The sequence below is a fragment of the Yersinia massiliensis genome (assembly GCF_003048255.1).
Lineage (GTDB): Bacteria > Pseudomonadota > Gammaproteobacteria > Enterobacterales > Enterobacteriaceae > Yersinia > Yersinia massiliensis_A.
Window position 1 is genome coordinate 1,827,409 of sequence record NZ_CP028487.1, and the last position, 20,838, is coordinate 1,848,246.

Sequence of the window (20,838 nt, forward strand, 5' to 3'; positions counted from 1 at the left end):
ATTTTAGTGAACTAAGCGCTTTAGTATTCAGCAGAATGAGCGATCATTCAGTTGAATAAGATGATTCATTTTTCATATTTTGCTATTCACTTTCTGTGCTGGCCTAGTGTAGAGGGAAATGAAAGTCAGTAGAATGAGAGACGTCCTTGTTTTGCATCTGAAATATCCTACAAGGCATGTAGGAAGAGATCTGATTAAAATTAGAATAATAATTAAGTTGTTAAATATCAATTTACTATAATGAGTGGTTTTTATGGCGATATCATTATTATTCTATCGAAAATTTGATTATTAGTAGGGAGGGAATAAAAAAACCGCCAAAATTTTCGACGGTTTTTTTAGTTTTGAGTGATTGTTAATTTCTATTTTACGGTATTACCACTACCTATTTTTGAGTAATAGGAAACTAACTGAGTTAATAGCAGATTAGCCTCACTTAACAATCTCAGATAATTGACTTTATGAGTAATAACCTTAGCCTTATCATGAGCCAGTAGCAGCGGCTCAAGCTCAATACAACTCTCTACCAGAGTCTGCGCGTCGATCAGTTGCACACTGCCTTTAATTCTGTGCACCAAGCGGGCCATCTCTTCATAAATATCTGCAGGGGTCGAAGAGCTATCCGTTGCCATCAACTTGTTATAGTGCTGTGTCAATGCTTCCGTATCTTGCAAATGACTTTCTAGCAATGATTGTACTAACTGCAACCCTACCTCAACATTTCCACCCGAGAGCGAGTTTAATTTTTCTCTTGCTGCCACAAGAGGGGATTGCGGCAATCTCGGTGTGGCGCTGTTTTTCAATTGCACGGCCTGAGCATTCGCGATAGGGCGAGGACTTTCGTTACTACCACCTTCGTCACTGCCAGAGATTATCTCTTGACGCAGCAGAACCGTCCGTAAGGTATCGATGGTGATCGGCTTAGTCATACAATCATTCATGCCCGAATCAGCACAGCGGCCAGCGCTCTCTTCACGAGCATCTGCTGTACAGCCAATGATGACCATATCTTTGATTGTGGGGCTATTACGAATATGCGAAGCCAGTTCGTAACCATTCATCAATGGCATATTGTAATCGGTGATGACCATGTCAAAGCTATAATGCTGCAATATTTGCCAAGCTTCGGCACCATTCTCTGCGCTCATGATCTGCTCAATACCGATAAAGGCGAGCTGTTGTTGGAGCAACTGGCGGTTAGCGGGCAAATCATCCACCACCAAAACACGTAAGTTTTTTAGCTGACTAAGTTGTTTTTCATCAGCGTGCAGAATATTCGTGTCTTGTGGTAAGTCATCCTCAGTGGCAATTTCCAGCGGCAAGGTAATAAATAGGCTCGTGCCTTTGCCTAACTGACTTTCCAAGATAATTTGTCCACCCATTTTATGGATCAACTGGTGGCATATCCAAAGCCCTAATCCTGATCCACCAAAGCGCGGTGATTTACCTTCGTTCGCCTGACTAAACGGCTGGAATAGGTTTGCCTGTGCAGCCAAAGAAATGCCGATACCGGTATCAGTAATATCGATATTCATGACACCCTGCTTGCTGTCTGTCGGCTCCCAAGTGACATCAACAGAGACACCGCCTTGTTCGGTAAACTTCAGCGCGTTGCCCAGTAAATTCCCCATCACCTGACGGACTCTCAGCATATCAACCATCAGCAAAGGTGGGATTTGATCATCCACCCAAGCAGAGAATCGTAGCCCGCGTTGATCGGCAATAGGCTGATAGAGTGTGAACATCCGTTCTATTTCTTGACGGAAATCAACCACGGCGGGATGAACACTCAGTTGGCCGGCCTCAATTTTGGCAGAGTCAATAATGTCATCTAATAGCAGCATCAATGATTGTGCAGTCTTAGATACGGTGATCAAGGTATCTTTTTCGACCGGTTTCTCACTGCGAATTTCTAACTCCAGTAAGCCCATAATGGCATACATTGGCGTGCGCAGTTCATGACTGATGGTGGCTAGGAACGTACTCTTGGTACGATTAGCACTGTCGGCTTCGACACGTGCGGCTTCCAACTCACGTTCTACCGTTTTACGCTGACTAATGTCTAACCAACCCCCCAGCAAACTGCGTTCAGCGTTATCCAGTGGAATAATCCATAGGAAGATATCCCGTAGCTCTTCGTTAATTTCCAAGGATAAATCGACCATTTGTGGTTTTCTATCCAACAAAACAGTCTGGCAGTATTTGTCTATCTCGCGATCGAGTTGGTTCGTCATCGGCCAGTGGGCTTGCTCATTGTTCTGATTGAGCATGTCATTGAGCTTATCTTGATGCGCAGCCGCAAAGTGGCTGTTATGTACGGCGAGTTCCCCTTGTGCCGTACGAATAAATACAGCGAAGGGCAAGGCATTAATAATAGATTCTTGTTGCAGTAAACGGGTGTGTAACAGCTTAGCTTGACGACGCTTATTGAACACCAAATAGCAAAGATATAACCCAAAGATAAGTAACAGCCCTGAGCTAATTTTCAGTGCTAGCATCAGTAATTCATTATCTAAGTTATCGTTATCAAAACTCACCGGGTTAGGTTTGAATGTGCTCCATTCGCTAAGCAGATTGTCGAGTTCTTCCGGCGGAATAGACTCAATAACTTTATCAACGATGGCTTTTAATTCGGGTAATTTGGGATTGATACCAAATGCCATCATCAGTGGTTCTTCACCTGCCACTGCAACGGTTTTGATTTTAGGGTTAAAATTTTGTGCTGATAAATAGTTAGCTGTCATCATATTTTTGACGATAGCATCTACTTTTCCCTGCTGTAACCAACGCACCAAGGTCATGGTATCAGGGGCTTCGACAAAGGTAATTTTCTGGGCCAAAAGCGGGTTACCCACAATACTGTTGGAGGCACTCCCTGATTGCATGCCCACCCGTTTCCCAGCCAGATCTGCCACATTGTTGATGTCAATGCGGTCTTCACGAGTCAGAATGCCCCATAGCGATTGGGCGACAGGTGATGAATAAAGATTATTGCCATATTGGCCGTTACGTACGGCGACAATCGGCAGCATATCGATTTTACCGGCGATAAAATCACGAACACCTTCAGCCGAATCTTTGGTGTAAATTGGCTCAAATTTAAGGCCGGTTCGACGTGAAATAATATCGATTAAATCAACGGAAAAACCCGCCATTAAGCCGGTTTGACGGTCACGGAAAATCAGTGGTGCGAGATCCAGTGGGGCAACGTAAGTGACGACGGGATGACTCTGAATCCAGCTCACCTCTTGCTCAGTCAACAGCAACTTAGCATCAATATTGTAATGGGGTTTGCTACCAAACCAACGCTGTTGAATATCACCGGTCGCACGAGTCGGTAACAGTTCGATGATCTGATTAATATATTCAATCAGTTTTTTATTACTTTCCCGCGCGAGAAAAGTATAGGGGGCAGGGTGGTAAGGGGCAAAGTTGCGAATCTGCAACGTTAGCAACTGCAATTGGTCAATCAAATAGTTGGCAGATGTGGCATTCGAGACGAATACATCGGCATTACCGTATGCGACAGCGAGCAGCCCTTGTAATTGGTTAGGGTAGGCGACAATTTTGTCAGCATGGTAATTAAATAAAAATTCAGGCGAAAGGGGTTCATTATTAACGATAGCCACCGTTTCTGGATGAGTACGCTTGGTTGGATCCCAATTTTTACTGCGCACTTCAACATGCCGGTTAGTAAAGAAAGCATGGGAAGCGATCAGCCCAGGCTGAGCAGGCATAGGGGTCCCAGCCATTAAATCAATCTGACCATTCTCGAGCGCATTCAAAACTAACCCGTAATCACAATAGCCAATCATCTCGAACGATAATTGGCTCGCATCGCTCATGATTTTCAGATAGTCGGCAACAATCCCTTCAATAGAATTATCATCGCGGTTAACGACAAAGGGTGTGTTGGCATCAACGACAACACCCACTCTCACTGTGCGCCGACTTGACTGGCGCGGGTCGGTAGAAGGGGCCAGCAATAAGTCTTCGCTATAGCTATTGGCGATGCTGTGTATCATTAGGGGTTGGCCTGTGTCACATCCTTGTCGGCCCGCCGTCACAGAAGCATAAAGCTGCCCGCTAAGGAACAGCAGACAGCACAATAAAATACGTAAGGAAAACCAACTACGCAGAAATAACTTGATGCGCCGCAGGCCAAACCAAGCTGAACTACACCAAATTATGGGTATGTGCATAATCAGCTAGCTCAATGACAGAACTTAGCCCTAACTTGGTCAGGATTCGTGTCTTATAGGTGCTGACAGTTTTGTTACTGATAAACATTTCGTCGGCAATTTGTTTATTAGAGAGGCCATTCACCAGATAACGCAAAACATTAATTTCGCGTTCTGACAACAAACGAGCCCGATTGACAGGATCATGGCTAGAAGGCTGGCCTGCTAATTGGGTTAATGCTTCAGATGGAAAGAATGAATACCCACGTAATACGTTCTGTGCCGCAAAAAGAATTTCGCTAATATCTTTATTTTTACTGATAAATCCGTTGGCACCCGCCTGTAATGCACGTACGGCAAAAACTTGCTCATTTTTGGCTGACAAAAATAAGGACTTACCCGTAAAACCACGTTGTTGCAGTTTTTTTAGTAATGAAAAACCATCGAAATTAGGTAATTCAATATCAATGATAACTAAATCAACGGGGTTGTTTTTTAATAGTTCGAGCGCTTCACTACCATCGACTGATTCATAAATTGTTGAAAATTCATTGCTTTGTGATAGCAGTGCGCGAATGGCCACTCGAATAGCTGGGTGATCATCAACTATCATCACTGATTTTGTCATGTTCTCTCCGTACACCGTTATATCTTGGGATTAGCAGGGGTATTTCACTACTTTTCACTTGCATCGAATGACTCCAAATGATTACCCAAGATGAGATAAACATGAACCACTATTGTCGATGCCCAAAGTACTATTTCGGTGATTTTAATCTGTAATTATAGATTATCAAGAAAAGATTCTTGCTCATGTATAGGTTACTGGCCCTAATCAGCCCAATAGCGTATGGCTATGTAGTAAATTGATTATAAACGAATTGGGATTTTTTTTAATGTAATAATAATGGGCCACTCAGTAAATTAGACAGTGAACAGTTAATTTATAATTCTAAATGTAAATATAAACGATTTTTTAAGTCGAGGTGTAGGAAATCTCTATGGCTCAATCTGGTTCATATTCGGGCATAAATATCATGGATATAGGTATCGATTTGGCCGCGGCGTTGTAGATGCAACACACTGGAATTTATAATAATAAAGCTGCGGCCTAAATAGTGGTATTTCGGTCACTATCACTCTCGTGGACCATTTCAAATGGTTGACGTCTACTTTTCGCTGCCTTCCATGCCATCGACAAAGCAAAAATCCCGCTTAAGTTTCCTTAAGCGGGATTCTTTAAACTTGGCTCCTCTGACTGGACTCGAACCAGTGACATACGGATTAACAGTCCGCCGTTCTACCGACTGAACTACAGAGGAATCGTGTGAACGGGGCGAATAATAGCGAGGTATCTGGGACATGTCAAAGGGGAAACAGAAAAATCGGATCGTTTGCTTAGAGTTTGTGCAACTTATTGAGATTTTTAGTTTTTAGCACAGTATTTGCTCAGTAAATGCTAGTTTGATATCCGATAAAAAGGCGGGCAGCCCTGTTTTAAGCTGCCCGCATAAGTGTTTACTCGGGGGTATCAGCCAATACAAACATGCCATAAGGGTGGATTTGCAGGTAATAACTATCACCCGGTGCCGGTTGCAGCTGGGTGGCATTTACTTGCAGTAGTAAGGATTGCCCCTGCCAATCAACCAAAACTTCATATTGTGGCCCCATATAGGCCACTTTATTAATCATGCATCGCTGGCTAGGTTCACCTTGCTGGCTCAATGTGATGGCTTCAGGCCGCACACCGACGGTTGATTGTTGATAGCCTTCGGCGAAACCTTGTGGGCGAGGAATGTGATAACCGAATATCTCAACGCTATCACTGTTGATGCGCGCAGGGAATACGTTGGCGTCCCCCATAAAACTGGCCATAAAGTGAGAGGCGGGTTGGCGATATAAGGTTTGTGGCGCGCCTATTTGCATGATTTTGCCTTTATTCATCACCAGAACGGTATCTGAGACAGCAAAAGCTTCGCTTTGGTCGTGGGTTACATACAGCGACGTGATATTAAACCGTTGCTGCAATTCACGGATCTTATCGCGCATGCTGCGCCGCAAATTAGCATCCAAGTTACTCAGTGGCTCATCAAATAACAGCACTTTGGGTTTGAGAATCAAGGCTCTTGCCAAGGCTACGCGCTGTTGCTGCCCGCCAGAAATTTGATCGACAAAACGGTCTGCAAAGCCGTCTAAATCCACCAAGGCTAAGGCCTCTTGCACGCGCTCGCGGATCTCATCCTTGGGGCGACCAAGCATTTTCAGGCCATAACCAATATTTTCCCCCAGCGACATATGCGGGAATAGGGCATAGGACTGAAAGACCATGCAGATATCCCGCTGCTGGATAGATCGGTCAGTCACATCTTCACCGTCGATAAAAATTTGGCCGCCAGTGGGTTTTTCTAGCCCCGCCACCAACCGCAGAACCGTGGTTTTACCGCAACCTGATGGGCCGAGTAGGGTCACCATCTCCCCTTGAGGGATCGCCAGATTTAATTCGTCAATCACGGTGTTGGTGCCAAAACGTTTAGTGACGTGCTTCAGTTCGACAAAATGCTTTTTATCACCAGCAGTATTTTTGTTAGACGTGTGAGTTTCTTTAATAGACATCGAATTTATAGACATAGAAGTTAGCCTTATCAGTCCGTCATTATTCAGCATTGCTGGCTTTCGAGCGGGCAACACGCGCTTCGCCAACCAGATAATCGAACAGGAAAATGATGGCGAGCATCACCACAATCAGGATGGAACCATAGGCAATCGCAATACCGTATTCCCCATCTTCCACGCGGTTAAGAATGTAAGAGGTGGCGACACGAGTATCCGGCGTCACCAAGAAAACGATGGCGCTAACGGTGGTCATGGCGCGCACAAAGCTGTAGATCAGTGCAGACAAAATCGCTGGTCGCAGCAACGGCAGTAAAATATAGATAACGGTACGTAGTGAACCGGCCCGTAAGCTTAACGAGGCTTCATCCAGCGATTTATCCAATTGACCCAATCCGGCAATCCCCGCACGTATCCCCACCGGAACGTTACGCATGACCATCGAAATAATCACGATAGCGGCTGTTCCCGTGAGGTAAACCGGCGCACTGTTAAAGGCCAGAATATAGGAGACGCCCGCGACAGTGCCAGGAACAGCGAAACACAGCATCGTGCTGAATTCGATGGTTTTTTTACCACGGAACTGTTGGCGTACCACGATATAGGCGATCAGCAAGCCAAAAGCGGCTGTGATAGGTGCGGCAATGCCCGCATACAGCAGCGTGTCGAGGAGTGAAGGCCATGCACCATCACTGAAACCTTGCCCGAAGAGCTGATTAAAGTTATTGAGCGTCAAAGTGTAATCAACGCCCCAATTGACGGTGAAACTGCCGTAGAAAATGCTGCCGTACAGCAACACATTAAAGGCTATCCATACATACAACATGGCGGTGGTGCCCCATACCAATGACACTGGTAATGGCTGAACATCGCCACGAGAGGATTTGCCGGAGATAGTGACGTAGGAGCGTTTCCCAATCCACATATATTGGATGCAGAAGATAAACAGCGAGAACATCAGCAGAATGACGCCCAATGTCGAGGCGGCAGGATAATCCAGTTGTGCGCCCGTAATATAGAAGTAGATTTGTGTGGCGAGCACATCAAAGTTCCCACCGAGCACCAGCGGGTTACTAAAATCAGCCAGCGATTGCACAATCACAATCAAAAATGAGTTAGCCAGCGCGGGTTTCAACAGGGGCAGGAATACCTGCATAAAGGTCTGCCAACGACTGGCGCGCAGGGTATAGGATGCTTCTTCCAATGACGGATGAATGGTCTTAATTGCGCCATCGAGGATCATAAATGACATGGGGGTAAAGGCCAAAACTTGCGCCAGCCAAATACCGGTAAATCCGTACAGCCAGTTGGTATTGGTTAGCCCAAACCAAGTGACCATCAACTCAGTCACATAGCCTGAACGGCCCATCATCAAGGTGACGCCTAAACCGACCACAAAAGGTGGCGTCACAATGGGTAAAATCGAGAAAATACGCCCTAGCAACGCTGAGCGTTTGGCGATGCGCGTTGTGTATATCGCCAGCACCATGCCGAAGAAAGTACAGCCAATGCCGACGGCCACTGAGAGCAGGAACGAGTTCCAAATCACTTGCAGGATATGCGCCTGACCTAGAATAGCCATAAATTGCCATGGCGCAAAAGCCCCGCTTTCATCAGTAAAGATGGGGATGAAAATCGCGATGCTGGGGAACAGAATAAACACGGTAATCAGCGCGATAATGGTCACCAGTGACCCGAGGACAAAACGATCCCCTCCGAGCCATTCTAGGCGCGCCAAGGCCAGCGTGATAATGGCACCCAAGGCGATAAACAGCCCAATCGTCGCAAAGCCAAGCCCACGCCCTAGCCAAGCAGAACTGACCACCACAAATGCGGCACAGAAGAGGGCATAACCGGCATCAAAAAAATGGCGGTGAGGGTGTTCACGGCCCGCTGGTGTAAGGGGGCGAAAGAGTAATACAAGTGGTAGGGCAAACCACAAGGTGCTGATGTTCAGGCTCGACCAACCATAGGCAGCCAATAGCTCAGAACGGCTGGCTTCAAGCAGGCCGTAATCCAAGCTAAAAGCCGGTAACAAGGCAAAAGCGGCCACGGCGAACGCCAACCAATAGAAGATGGCGTCCCGTGTCTGCGGGAGCCGAAGGGTGTGTGTCATGGTGTTCCCCAGAGATAACCTTCGTCATTGACGTTGCACGGTCTTGCTACAACGCCAATGAGGGAGTTATTGAAGTTATTGATAGACGATATAAATAATCTGTGGGCTGCTATTTACCCATCTTCACGTCATTGACCCATCTTGACGTCGTTGACCCACTTGGTGATCAACTTCTTACGCATCTCGGTGGCACCGTAGGTGTCCATGTCGTAGTCAATCAGCTTCAGGTCTTCCAGCTTGAGTGAGTTCGGCGAAGTGGCGGCGGTGGTATTGGTTAAAATCTGGTAGGACTGGCCTTTCTGCCAGGCTAATTCTTGTGCATCTTTTGACAGCACCCAGTCAACGAACAACTTGGCGTTATCCAGATTACGTGCGCCTTTGAGAATACTGACACCACCGATTTCATAACCGGAACCTTCGCAAGGCGAGATTAACTTCAGTGGCGCGCCTTTCTCTTTTTCCAGCGAGTAATCGTGCAAGAAGCCGATGCCAATCGTGGTTTCGCCGCGGGCAGCATTACGGGCTGGGGCTATACCTGACTTGGTGTATTGCGACACGTTAGCGTTCAGTTGTTTCAGGTAATCAAACGCAGCATCCTCGCCCCACAATTGGGAGAAAGTCGCTAACGCCGTGTATGCCGTGCCGGAGCTTTGTGGATCGGCAATCTGGATTTCACCTTTGTAGACTGGATTCGTCAGATCTTTCCAACATTTTGGTTCTGGCAATCCTTTTTCTTTCAGGCGGTCGGTATTCACGCCTATGCCCAGAATGCCAATGTAGACCGCTGATGAATAGTTGCCTTTACGTTTTGCAGGGTCACGGAATTGCGGCATGATCTGGGACAGATTAGGAGACTGGTAAGCGTAGAGCAGATCCATTTCACCGGCCTGCGATTGTGGGTCTAGCGTGCCGCCATACCAGACATCCGCTTGCGGGTTCTTTTTCTCAGCATCGACTTTGGCTAGCGTGCTACCAGAACCATTACGAATAAAGCTGGTTTTGACATCATATTTTTCGCCAAAGGCTTTGGCTTCTTCTTCACACATGGCGTTGGTGGCACTGCAATAAATCACCAGACGACCTTCGGCCTTGGCAACGGTCGTGAAGGCGCTCAGTGCGAGGCCCGCAGCAATCAGTACAGACAGAGGTGCAAGTTTCATAACATTATCCTTTTTATTCTCTGATGGCCCAACGTCGAGTGACATGCAGAGTTGTTGTTGTAGAAATAAATGTTGTTGTAGAGATAAACGCGCTCAGAGGTCTTATTCGACGTACATTTACACTTTATCCGTCGGGGGCACGCGTTTCCCCGCCGGTTCGAACCCTAATCGATTGGTGCCAGTCATCAACAACGGCATCAATAACAAACCCACCCCCGCCGAGGCCAGCGTTAACAAGGCAAAAAATCCTTGCCAGCCAGCGTGTTGCAGCACTTGCGCCAGTGGCCATCCGGCCAATGCTGCGCCGAGATAGGCAAATAAACCGAGAAAGCCAGTGACCGTGCCAGCGGCATCTTTATGGGTATACTCCGTCGCGGCCAAGCCAATCAGCATTTGCGGGCCAAAAACAAAAAAACCGATACTGAAAAACGTCACTGACAGCAAGGGATAGTGATGCACCGGTGCCAGCCACAAGGCGGTCATGGTCAGAAACAGCCCCAGTGCAAACAGCAAAATCATCGGCGCGCGTTGACCACGAAAGAGCAGGTCAGATCCCCAACCGGCAAACAGTGCACCGCATAATCCCCCTAACTCAAACAGCGACAAAGTGGCGTTAGCGCTGATCAAATTCACCCCGTGGCTCTCTGCCAGCCAAATATTGCCCCAGTCGTTAAGGGCGATGCGGATCAGGTAAACCAGCACGTAGGAAACGCCCAACATCCAGATAGTCCGATTGCGCAAAATCGCATCGCGGAAAATACGCCCCATTGGCATCGGTGGGCTTTGCTGCTCTTGCCACTGATCTTGCGGATCGCGCCGCCATTGACCGATGGTAGGCAAACCTTGCTGTTGCGGCTTATCGCACAGTTGCCAGCACAGCCAAAGCCCCAATCCGATACCAATTGCGCCAGGGACGAGCAGTGCCGCTTGCCAGCCATAGTACGAGGCGAGAAACGCCGAGAGCAGAGGCACAGCCGCGCCGCCAATGCTGATGGAGGTATTCCAACACCCCCACCACGTACCGCGTTCATTGCGTGAATACCAAGTACTCAGCAATTTGGCGCAAGGCGGCCAACCCCATCCCTGAAAAAAGCCATTTAAGGTCCAGACCACCAGCAGGGCGGGCAAGGTGTGGCACAGCGTAAACACCACATTGAGCACGCCGGTCATCATCAAGCCGATACCCATGATCCAACGGGCTTGGGTTCGGTCACTGACAATGCCGGAAACAAATTTCGAACCGCCATAGGCCAGATAAAACAATGTGCCGAGTAAGCCGATATCGCCTTTGTCCAAGCCCAATTCCACCTGCATCACTGGCATGGCGTAATTGACACTTTTACGCGTCAGGTAAAAAGCGGCGTAACCCACTACCATCGCAGCCATCAGGCGTGGTCGCCAGTAGCGGTAACGCGCATTGACTTCCTCTGGCGTCAAAGGCTCAGGGGATAACGTCTTAGACGTCGTCGACGATGCAGTCATGGATTCCTCCGGTAATGGGAATGAGTGTAGGGAAGGTGAAAATGAAAAGGATGAGACAAGGTTTTAGATGACTAGGAATAATGCTTATTTATGATGGTTTTTGATCGCGTTCTGTGGACAGGCTCACACTGTCATGGGCACGGACATGGGTGGGTAAGTTCACGACCACCCGAGTGCCCACACGGCGTTGCAGTTGCCAGTCGCCGCCCAGCGCGCGCACACGTTCTTCTATGCCACGCAACCCCAGCCCACTACCTGACGATGGTGCCGCCATGCCCATACCATCATCGCGCACCTCTAAGGTGATGATATTATCCGTCAGACGCAGGCTAACGAGGATATTGCGGGCCTTAGCATGCTTGTTGATGTTATTGAGCAACTCTTGCACCAGTCGGTAAAGGGTAAACACCACTGCATCTTCACCGGGAGTGGGGGGCAGCGCATAATCTAGCTCAAAATTGATCCCTTGCTCAGCAAATGCAAACTCCTCGGCCAGATGGTGCAGCGCATGGTCCAGCGGCATTTCATCCAGCACCGGTGGGCGCAGTTGGCGCAATAACTGGCGAGTGGTTTGGTGGATACGTTGCGATAAATGACTGATTTGATTTGCCGCAGATTGTGCGGCTGGCGTAGGGGTGCTGCGGTTGACGAGCATGGCTTGAATTTGGATCGCGGTAATGTTCTGCCCAATCTCATCATGGAGCTCGCGGGCAATCTCTTTACGCACATCTTCCTCGGTATGCACGAGGCGCGCCATCAACTTGCGGCGGGTCTGCAACTCTTGTTCCAATTGATGACGATAGCGGTGTAAACGCTCGGCCAATTGTTGTTGGCGACTGATGGCGATCCCCAGTGTCAGCCCGAGCAATGCCTGAGTCGATAGAAACAATTCCAGTTCTGCTAAATCATGAAATGCGCCACTGGCTTGGCGTGTCACAGTGATCATCAAACTGCCTAATACCGCAGCGAGCACCCCGCCTTGCCAGCCGAATTTATAAGCCATAAACACGTTAGGCAGAAAGACGAAAATCAACAGCAGGCGTTCCATATTGGGCGCAATCGCCACTTGTACACAGACTAAAATCGCGAAAATAAGCGAACACCAAATCAGTAGCGACGTGCGCAGCGGTGGGTCTGGCATCTGCTGGGAAAATAGATTCCGAATATGCTGCTGTTTTAGATATTCATAAATGAGATAAGTAAACGGCACTAACAAGATACCGCCGGTAAAGGTCGCGAGCAGCGTTTGGGTTACAGGCAGAGGCAACCACCAGCCCAGTGCGGCGCCTTGCAGCAGGCTATTACCCGCCACCGCGGTCAGCAACATGAGCAGCCGTTGCCAATAAAGGGTGTAGTGATGCCAAAAACGCTGGGTGAGCCAAGCCGGGAGCAGACTGAGTAACGGTGACAATAGCACCAAGGTGGACGTTTGCAGTTGTTCACTGTGTAGCCACCAAAGCCCAAGGCATTCAGTCAGTAAGAGCACCGGCCAATAGCGCCGTGGTAGCAGAATCATTAAAGCCAGCCGCAGCCCTTGCGGCAGCAGCAAAATGGCATGCAAGCCCTCATCACTCAGGTAAAAGCTGATGGTCCACAATGCCAGCCAACTGAGAGAAAAGAAGATGGCTAAAAACAGCGATAGCCCCACTGAGCGCAGTTGCCACATGTCAGTTACCGGCTAGCAACTGGTGTTGCAGCGCGAAATGGACCAACTCGACCGTGGTTTCACATTGGAGTTTGCCCAAAATGTTTGCCCGATGAACATGCACTGTCTTATGGCTGAGGAACAGTTGGTCGGCAATGGCTTTGACACTGATGCCATTGACCAACAGCTGGAAAATTTCTTTTTCGCGGGGAGTCAGTACCGCCAATTGCTGTGGCTGTTGTGGCATATGCCGTAGCGCGCGCAGTGCATCGGCGCAGAGATAAAGTCCACCCCCATTGACGGTACGCAGCGCCTGTACTAGTTCGTCAGGGCCACAGCGCTTGGTTAAATACCCACTTGCACCCGCATCCATTGCGCTTTGCACAAAAGCGGTGGTGTCATAAATACTCAAAATAATGGCGCGGAAATGGGGCATTTTTTGGCGCAGACGCTTAAGCAAACTTAGCCCACTTTCGTCTGGCATCGAGATATCCATCACCGCGACGTGCACGTCAATGTCCGGCAGATTAGCCCAGGCTTCAACCGCTGAACCGTATTCACCAATAATACGAATATCTTTTTCCAGTGACAGCAACTGAGCAAAACCAGAGCGGACAACGATATGGTCATCTATCAATGCAACATTAATCATGTTTCTTCATTATTGCGGAGCCGATAAAGGCATGATGCTGATCAATCATTAGCTGAGCAATAATTGTTATCAGAAATGTTGGAGGCTTAACAGATGTGAGAAAAATCTGATTAGGATATCGTCAGTTATTGTTGAAAAAAGATGCTGTCGTTGAAAATGTTGCTCATGCTGAAAAATGATACGCCACCGGTAAAGGGGCGCATAACGGAGATTAACAGACTGCTGACGAACACTGATGACTCGATCTGGAACGGTGAGGGCAAGCAGAAGAGCAAAGCGTCCGCGCCATCAGGGATGATTTTACGGCGTCTTTACGATCTGCTTGTCCTCACCGCAACGGGCACATTGTCAGCTATCTCAGATTAAGCTTGTTTGCGGCTACGATAAATCCGTTGGGGGCGGCCAACCTTGCCATAAATGATTTCTGCTTGCAGCGCTTGATTCGCGGCACAGAATTCCAAGTAACGCCGAGCCGTGGTACGGCTTAGCCCGAGCGCTTGAGCAACATTTTCAGCGGTATATTCAGCAGCACTATCACTGAATAACGTTTGAATTTTATCCAGCGTCAGTTGATCGATCCCCAATGGCAGCGCCACTTTTTGCTCACCACGAGCATAAGTGTTGTACATCTCATCTATCTGGCGCTGATTAACCTTAGTACCATCCTGCAAGACCTGATGGCGATGGCTGTAGCGTGCTAATGATTGCTCCAGCCGTTCGTAGGCCACCGGCTTAATCAGATAATCAAACACCCCGTAACGAATTGCTTCAGAAACGGTTTCACTGTCGCTGGCTGCGGTGACAAAAATAATCCCCCCCGTGAAGCCCTGTAAGGTCATTTCACGTAACAGCTCTAATCCATTGCCATCAGGCAGATAGTTATCGAGCAGAATTAAATCAGGCTTAAAGCGAGCCACCATACTGCGGGCTTGCTGCAAATTACCGGCGAGCCAGACCTCATGGCAATAGCTGCTTTGTTTGATAAATTCTGCATGCATCTCTGCCAGTGGTGTTTCGTCTTCTACCACTAAAATATTAAGCCATTCCATGGGATCTCCCCGTCTTTGAGATCAATGCGTCTTTGGAATAAAGACTGTAAATAAGGTGCCGCATGCCGGATTTTCTTCTATCGTGATGGTGCCGCCACTTTGCTGAACATAGGTCGCGACGAGGTACAGGCCGATACCATGTTCATCTGAGTTTTTCGAGCTAACACCCCGTTCAAACAGGCTATCTTGCAATTGTGGGTCAATGCCACAGCCATGGTCAGCCACTTCTAAAATCAAATCATGACCTTCATCAGACAGGTAAATATCCACCTGCTTATCACTGTTCGGATTTTTCAAACTGGCTTCAAAGGCGTTATCCAATAAATTCCCCATAATCGCGGCCAGTTCATTCTCACCCACGTTGGCTGGCAGAGTGCCTAATTGACAGCCGGCAACAAAGTTTAAACTCAGCCCTAACTCCTTAGCGCGATGGTATTTACCAAAGAGTAGCGCCGCAATTTGCCGGTTATCGAAGGCGGTACGTAACATATCAATTAAGGCTTGATGAGATGAAGATTCGGTTTTCACCATCTCCAATGCCCGATCAAACTCTTTCATTTGTAGCAGCCCGCTCATGGTTGACATCCAATTCAGATGCTCATGGCGCACGGTACGTAGATTCTCAACATACTGCTGAACTTGGCTGAGTTGAGCACTGAGCGTATGAATATCATCCTGACTACGGAAACTCACTACCCAACCTTGAAACACCCCCTCTTCTGACCAAATACCAGCGCGGTTGGCTATCGTATTCAAACCATTGAAGGTACAAAGCTCATCCTGACGGTTATCACCGGTGTGATCGAGAAAGAAGTGGTCAGGAGAGACAACCTCACTGACGGAACAACCAATCAATTGCTGTGGCGTGGCAGAGATCCCTAACATCTTACGCGCATTTTGATTGATTGCAGTGATCTTCCCCGCAGGATCAACCGCCAGCAGTCCTTCAAAGACAGCGCCGAATAAGGCTTCTTGTTGGCGTAAAACGCGGGCGATTTCTTTGGGTTCCATCCCCATCATCTGGCGACGAATATGATGGGCAAAAAGCCATGACAACAGCAGCAAGACAATGAGCACGAGAATAAATGAGTGGGTGAGGGGGAGCAGGTAAATCAGCCGCCAATGATCGATTTTACTGATCAAATAGCCGAGAGAAACCACCCCGATGATTTTCCCTTGCTCATCACGGATAGGGGTTTTCGCCCGCATGGCTTCCCCCATCGAACCTTTACCAAAAATAATGTAGCTTTCGCCCCTTTCTAGCGCACCGGGCTTGGTCCATTGCATTGGGTAGCCAATCATCTTGGGATTAGGATGATAAAGGCGAATGGATTGGGTATCACCAATGACCAGATAATCCAGATCGGAAGTACTGCCCAGCCGGCCAACAATTTGCGCCAATTGCTCTTTATCGCGATGTTTAACGGCATTCACCACCGAGTCCATTGAGGCAATAATTTTGGCCTGATTCATCGCGGTCTTACTGACTTGATCCAACAGATATTGCTCAAAGTTGTGACTGAGGAAACGATCTAATGCACCGATAAGCAAAATCGAGACGGTTAATAGCAAGAGAAAAATACGCAGCGGGAAAGCCATATTTTTCAACCGGCTCCATATTGGGTCGCGCCAACTTAAATTATCTGCTGGGGAATGACTCGACACATTACTCACCTTAATTAACATAGTGACCATAGGGACTGGCGCTAACATAAGTCAATTTAGCTAATAATTAAATAGCTAAGAGAAATAAAAATATATATAAATAATTAAGATAATTAAAACCATTAAATAACTTTTATTTACTCTCTTATATGTGAAATAGGTCAATTAATCCGGCTATTTTTATGTTTAGCATGTGTTCGTCAATTAATCCCAATTAAAAGAAAATGGCGAAAAGATATTTTATCGTGTTGATATTATGTGAAATATTTATTTTCGACCTGTAGCTGTTCGTTATTTATTTTTCGATATTTTCCTTGTTTTTTATTTGTTATGTAAACGTTAGAGCAGAGAGCTAATTATGGATGCGGTATTCAGTCGAATTAATCGTTCAGACCATCAACAGATTGCAGAAATAACACGTTTCTTACGGGCTAATGATCTGAATATAGATACCACTGTTGATGTGTTTATTACCGTAAGCCGAAATGAAAAGCTGGTGGCCTGTGGGGGGATTGCGGGCAACATTATCAAGTGCGTTGCCATCAGCGAGGAGGTCAGGGGCGAAGGCTTAGCGCTGACACTGGCAACGGAGTTAGTCAACTTGGCGTATGAACGGCACCATAGCCATCTTTTTATCTATACCAAAACTAAAAACGAAAGTTTATTTAAAAATTGTGGCTTTTATCCTATAGCCGATGTGCCCGGTATTGTGGTGTTGATGGAAAATAGCGCCTGCCGTTTGCAGCGCTATGCGAAACAATTAAGCCAGCTACGCCAGCCTGGGCAGAAAATTGGCAGCATTGTGATGAATGCCAACCCCTTCACCCGTGGACATCAATATTTAGTCCGTCAGGCGGCAGCACAATGTGATTGGTTACACCTATTTTTGGTGAAAGAAGATAATTCCCGTTTTCCTTATGAAGACAGGCTGCAATTAGTGCTCAGCGGCACTCAAGATATCGCCAATCTTACGGTGCACCCCGGTTCGGAATATATGATCTCCCGCGCCACCTTCCCGTGTTATTTCATTAAAGATCAAGGTGTCGCCGATGACTGTTACACCGAGATCGACCTGAAAATATTCCGCCAATATTTAGCACCTGCATTAGGTGTGACTCACCGGTTTGTCGGCACTGAGCCATTTTGTACCGTGACCGCCAAATATAACCATGACATGGGCTACTGGCTGGAAACGCCGTCATTACCATCCCCCCCAATTTCCTTGGTGGAAATTGAGCGCCTTAAATATCAAAACACCGCTATTTCTGCCTCTTGGGTGCGCAAGCTCTTAGCGCAGGGGGATGCAGACACCATTCGCAAATTAGTTCCACCGGCGACCTGCCACTACTTGCAGCGATTGTTGGCGCAACGGGCGCAAAAAACCGCTAACGCAGAAAAAAATGCCCCATCCGCAAAGAATGCCTCACCGGCAAAGAATGCCCCGCCGGAAAAGAATCCAGCCCTGTTTTAGTCGACTGACAAAAGCCGATAAAGCAGGGCGAAAAGATAGGGACTGATTCGTCAGTCCGCCGTCACTGAATTTGAAGACAAGTTAATCAGGTGAAACATGAAAATTATCAGAGAGGCCGTCGCCGGAACACTGGAGTCGAGCGACGTTATGGTGCGCATTGCACCGCTAAATCCGCCCGAAATAGACCTGCAAATTCACAGCAGTGTGGATAAGCAATTTGGTGAAGCCATTCGCTATAGCGTACTGGCGTTGCTGGAACAGCATCAGGTGACTGGGGTGCAACTGATTATTGATGATAAAGGCGCACTGGATTGCGTTTTGCAGGCACGTCTTGAAACCGCCTTGCTCAGAGCCTGCGATGAAAAAATTCTGCCATGGAGAGCGCAGTCATGAAAATTGAAATGAAAAATAGAATGCGCCGCAGCATGTTGTTCGTCCCCGGTGCTAACGCGGCGATGGTGAGTAACGCCTTTATTTATCAGGCGGATGCGTTGATGTTTGACTTGGAAGACTCGGTTATTCTGCGCGAAAAAGATGCTGCTCGTCGTTTGGTTTATCACGCCTTACAACACCCGCTTTATCAAGATGTAGAAACCATTGTGCGCGTCAATGCCTTGGACTCAGCTTATGGTCTGGCAGATTTGGAAGCGGTAGTGCGCGGTGGCGCGGATATCGTTCGCTTACCCAAAACCGATAACGCGAAAGATGTTGAGGATATGGCACGAGAAATCAGCCGTATCGAGTCTGAATGTGGCCGCGAAGTGGGGAGCACCGGTCTACTGGCAGCGATTGAATCCGCGCAAGGGATCACGCAGGCACTGGCGATTGCACAAGCCTCTGAACGCCTGATGGGAATTGCATTGGGGGCTGAGGACTATGTCCGCAATTTGCGTACTGAGCGCTCACCAGAAGGGATTGAACTGCTGTTTGCCCGTTGTTCTATTTTGCAGGCTGCCCGCGCCGTCGGTATTCAAGCCTTCGACACCGTTTATTCCGATGCCAACAACGAAGCCGGTTTCTTGCGCGAAGCCACACTGATCAAACAACTGGGATTCGATGGCAAGTCGCTGATTAATCCACGTCAAATCGAACTGTTACACAACCTCTATGCCCCGACCGAAAAAGAAGTTCGCCATGCTCAGGCGGTGGTGGATGCCGCTGCGGCGGCGGAGGCCGAAGGGCGCGGAGTCGTCTCCTTGAACGGCAAGATGGTGGATAGCCCCGTGATTGAACGGGCGCGGTTGGTTTTGCAACGTGCGGTTAGCGGTTTGCGTGAGGAATAAAAAATGAATAGGCAACAACGAGTAGAAAACTTCAGTCACCGTCAAGACAACGGCCCTGCGTATCAGGGGTACCAAAATGCCTCGAAAGCCAATTTGCAGGCGCAAAAGCCCCGTGACATTAAAATTTGCGATTCATTAGAAAAAGCGATTCGTCGTTCAGGCTTGCAAGATGGCATGACCATCTCTTTCCACCATGCATTCCGTGCCGGCGATTTAACGCTGAATTTGGTGATGGCAGCCATCGCCGCCATGGGATTCAAAAATCTTCGCTTGGCTTCTAGCTCTTTGAGCGATTGCCATTCGCCACTGGTCGAGCATATCCGCAATGGCGTGGTGAGCGAGATCTACACCTCAGGGATGCGTGGCCCGCTAGCAGAAGAAGTCTCACGCGGATTATTGGGCAAACCGGTACAAGTTCACTCTCACGGTGGACGGGTTAACCTGATTGAATCCGGTGAACTGACCATTGATGTGGCGTTTATCGGGGTGCCTGCCTGTGATGAATTCGGCAATACCAACGGTTTTAGCGGCAATGCCTGCTGTGGTTCGCTGGGCTACGCCAGAGTGGATGCGGAATATGCCGATTGCGTGGTGTTGTTGACCGAAGCGCTGGTGGCTTACCCCCATCACCCCGCCAGTATTACGCAGGATCAAGTCGATCTGATTGTGCAGGTTGAAAAGGTCGGGGATGCCGACAAGATTGGCGCTGATACCACCCGAATGACCTCAAACCCACGTGAGTTACTGATTGCTCGCCGTGCGGCGGAAGTTATTGCTGGCTCTGGGTATTTCGTTGATGGATTCTCGCTGCAAACCGGCACCGGTGGCGCTTCACTGGCTGTCACCCGTTTTCTGGAAGACAAAATGTTGCGGCGCAATATCACCGCTGCATTTGCGCTGGGTGGCATCACCTCCACGATGGTGGAACTGCACGAAAAAGGGCTGATCACTAAGCTGCTGGATGTGCAAAGTTTTGACCGGCAGGCCGCGTCTTCACTGGCGCGAAACCCCAATCATATTGAAATCAGTGCTAACCAATACGCCAATTTCAGCTCAAAAGGGGCATCCGTCGACAGGCTCGATGTGGTGGTCCTCAGTGCGCTGGAAATCGACACCCGCTTTAACGTCAATGTGCTGACCGGATCGGATGGTGTTTTACGCGGTGCATCCGGCGGTCACTGTGATACGGCGGTGGCGGCACGTCTGTCTATCATCGTCGCCCCGTTGGTTCGCGGCCGTATTCCAACATTGGTGAGCCAAGTGACCACCTGTGTCACCCCCGGTTCCAGTGTCGATATTTTAGTGACCGATCATGGTATTGCCGTCAATCCGGCTCGACCTGAATTGGCTGAACGCTTGCAACAAGCCGGTTTGCCGGTCGTGACTATCGAATGGCTCTATGAGCGCGCATTGATCTTAACTGGCGTGCCGCAGCCAATCCAATTTACTGATCGCGTGGTCGCGGTAGTGCGTTACCGCGACGGTTCCGTGATTGATGTTGTGCATCAGATACAGGAATAAGCC

General features: G+C 48.3%; 14 protein-coding genes and 1 tRNA gene. 4 read left to right on the forward strand and 11 right to left on the reverse strand.

The window, feature by feature from the left end:
* Window positions 1–362: 362 nt before the first annotated feature.
* From DA391_RS08385 to dpiB, 11 genes are all read right to left on the reverse strand, one after another.
* Window positions 363–4,097 carry a response regulator gene (locus tag DA391_RS08385; protein WP_167398215.1) on the reverse strand — a complete coding sequence of 1,245 codons (3,735 nt, stop codon included), beginning with the start codon at window positions 4,095–4,097 and terminating at the stop codon, window positions 363–365.
* A 79-nt stretch (window positions 4,098–4,176) separates the two neighbouring features.
* Window positions 4,177–4,809 carry a response regulator transcription factor gene (locus DA391_RS08390; protein ID WP_019210436.1) on the reverse strand — a complete coding sequence of 211 codons (633 nt, stop codon included), beginning with the start codon at window positions 4,807–4,809 and terminating at the stop codon, window positions 4,177–4,179.
* A gap of 618 nt (window positions 4,810–5,427) precedes the next feature.
* Window positions 5,428–5,503 (reverse strand) — tRNA-Asn (locus DA391_RS08395).
* A gap of 196 nt (window positions 5,504–5,699) precedes the next feature.
* Window positions 5,700–6,794 carry a ferric ABC transporter ATP-binding protein gene (fbpC, locus tag DA391_RS08400; RefSeq protein ID WP_098904698.1) on the reverse strand — a complete coding sequence of 365 codons (1,095 nt, stop codon included), beginning with the start codon at window positions 6,792–6,794 and terminating at the stop codon, window positions 5,700–5,702.
* Window positions 6,795–6,834: 40 nt separating this feature from the next.
* Window positions 6,835–8,907, reverse strand: coding sequence for an ABC transporter permease (locus DA391_RS08405; RefSeq protein WP_050286369.1), 2,073 nt, complete (start codon window positions 8,905–8,907; stop codon window positions 6,835–6,837).
* Window positions 8,908–9,035: 128 nt separating this feature from the next.
* Window positions 9,036–10,067 carry an ABC transporter substrate-binding protein gene (locus tag DA391_RS08410; RefSeq protein WP_050286370.1) on the reverse strand — a complete coding sequence of 344 codons (1,032 nt, stop codon included), beginning with the start codon at window positions 10,065–10,067 and terminating at the stop codon, window positions 9,036–9,038.
* A 117-nt stretch (window positions 10,068–10,184) separates the two neighbouring features.
* Window positions 10,185–11,549 carry an MFS transporter family glucose-6-phosphate receptor UhpC gene (gene uhpC, locus DA391_RS08415; RefSeq protein ID WP_050079765.1) on the reverse strand — a complete coding sequence of 455 codons (1,365 nt, stop codon included), beginning with the start codon at window positions 11,547–11,549 and terminating at the stop codon, window positions 10,185–10,187.
* 88 nt (window positions 11,550–11,637) lie between these two features.
* A complete protein-coding gene (locus DA391_RS08420; protein WP_057645787.1) occupies window positions 11,638–13,215 on the reverse strand; it encodes an MASE1 domain-containing sensor histidine kinase in 1,578 nt (525 codons plus the stop codon).
* Between the two features lies 1 nt (window position 13,216).
* Complete coding sequence (locus DA391_RS08425; protein WP_050079763.1) at window positions 13,217–13,846, reverse strand: response regulator transcription factor; 630 nt, start codon at window positions 13,844–13,846, stop codon at window positions 13,217–13,219.
* Window positions 13,847–14,208: 362 nt separating this feature from the next.
* Window positions 14,209–14,895, reverse strand: coding sequence for a two-component response regulator DpiA (gene dpiA / locus DA391_RS08430; protein WP_019210435.1), 687 nt, complete (start codon window positions 14,893–14,895; stop codon window positions 14,209–14,211).
* A gap of 21 nt (window positions 14,896–14,916) precedes the next feature.
* Window positions 14,917–16,581 carry a sensor histidine kinase DpiB gene (gene dpiB / locus DA391_RS08435; protein WP_167398217.1) on the reverse strand — a complete coding sequence of 555 codons (1,665 nt, stop codon included), beginning with the start codon at window positions 16,579–16,581 and terminating at the stop codon, window positions 14,917–14,919.
* 337 nt (window positions 16,582–16,918) lie between these two features.
* On the opposite strand from dpiB, the gene citC reads away from it, so the two are divergent.
* The 4 genes from citC to citF all read left to right on the forward strand — a co-directional run bounded on the left by citC (window position 16,919) and on the right by citF (window position 20,835).
* Window positions 16,919–18,031 (forward strand): [citrate (pro-3S)-lyase] ligase, encoded by a 1,113-nt coding sequence (citC, locus tag DA391_RS08440; protein WP_088130166.1) that lies wholly within the window; start codon window positions 16,919–16,921, stop codon window positions 18,029–18,031.
* A gap of 96 nt (window positions 18,032–18,127) precedes the next feature.
* Window positions 18,128–18,424 (forward strand): citrate lyase acyl carrier protein, encoded by a 297-nt coding sequence (citD, locus tag DA391_RS08445; protein ID WP_049609508.1) that lies wholly within the window; start codon window positions 18,128–18,130, stop codon window positions 18,422–18,424.
* Window positions 18,421–19,314, forward strand: a complete 894-nt coding sequence (locus DA391_RS08450; protein WP_050286377.1) for an aldolase/citrate lyase family protein — start codon at window positions 18,421–18,423, stop codon at window positions 19,312–19,314. Before citD ends, DA391_RS08450 begins: the two co-directional genes overlap by 4 nt.
* 3 nt (window positions 19,315–19,317) lie before the next feature.
* A complete protein-coding gene (gene citF, locus DA391_RS08455) occupies window positions 19,318–20,835 on the forward strand; it encodes a citrate lyase subunit alpha (RefSeq protein ID WP_050079759.1) in 1,518 nt (505 codons plus the stop codon).
* The last annotated feature ends 3 nt before the right edge of the window (window positions 20,836–20,838 follow it).

What these genes read in the sequence shown, in the direction of transcription:
- DA391_RS08390 (WP_019210436.1), bottom strand. Translation starts at nt 4,809, where the DNA reads ATGACAAAATCAGTGATGATAGTTGATGATCACCCAGCTATTCGAGTG.
- fbpC (WP_098904698.1), bottom strand. Translation starts at nt 6,794, where the DNA reads ATGTCTATTAAAGAAACTCACACGTCTAACAAAAATACTGCTGGTGAT.
- DA391_RS08405 (WP_050286369.1), bottom strand. Translation starts at nt 8,907, where the DNA reads ATGACACACACCCTTCGGCTCCCGCAGACACGGGACGCCATCTTCTAT.
- DA391_RS08410 (WP_050286370.1), bottom strand. Translation starts at nt 10,067, where the DNA reads ATGAAACTTGCACCTCTGTCTGTACTGATTGCTGCGGGCCTCGCACTG.
- uhpC (WP_050079765.1), bottom strand. Translation starts at nt 11,549, where the DNA reads ATGACTGCATCGTCGACGACGTCTAAGACGTTATCCCCTGAGCCTTTG.
- DA391_RS08420 (WP_057645787.1), bottom strand. Translation starts at nt 13,215, where the DNA reads ATGTGGCAACTGCGCTCAGTGGGGCTATCGCTGTTTTTAGCCATCTTC.
- DA391_RS08425 (WP_050079763.1), bottom strand. Translation starts at nt 13,846, where the DNA reads ATGATTAATGTTGCATTGATAGATGACCATATCGTTGTCCGCTCTGGT.
- dpiA (WP_019210435.1), bottom strand. Translation starts at nt 14,895, where the DNA reads ATGGAATGGCTTAATATTTTAGTGGTAGAAGACGAAACACCACTGGCA.
- dpiB (WP_167398217.1), bottom strand. Translation starts at nt 16,581, where the DNA reads ATGTTAATTAAGGTGAGTAATGTGTCGAGTCATTCCCCAGCAGATAAT.
- citC (WP_088130166.1), top strand. Translation starts at nt 16,919, where the DNA reads ATGGATGCGGTATTCAGTCGAATTAATCGTTCAGACCATCAACAGATT.
- citD (WP_049609508.1), top strand. Translation starts at nt 18,128, where the DNA reads ATGAAAATTATCAGAGAGGCCGTCGCCGGAACACTGGAGTCGAGCGAC.
- DA391_RS08450 (WP_050286377.1), top strand. Translation starts at nt 18,421, where the DNA reads ATGAAAATTGAAATGAAAAATAGAATGCGCCGCAGCATGTTGTTCGTC.
- citF (WP_050079759.1), top strand. Translation starts at nt 19,318, where the DNA reads ATGAATAGGCAACAACGAGTAGAAAACTTCAGTCACCGTCAAGACAAC.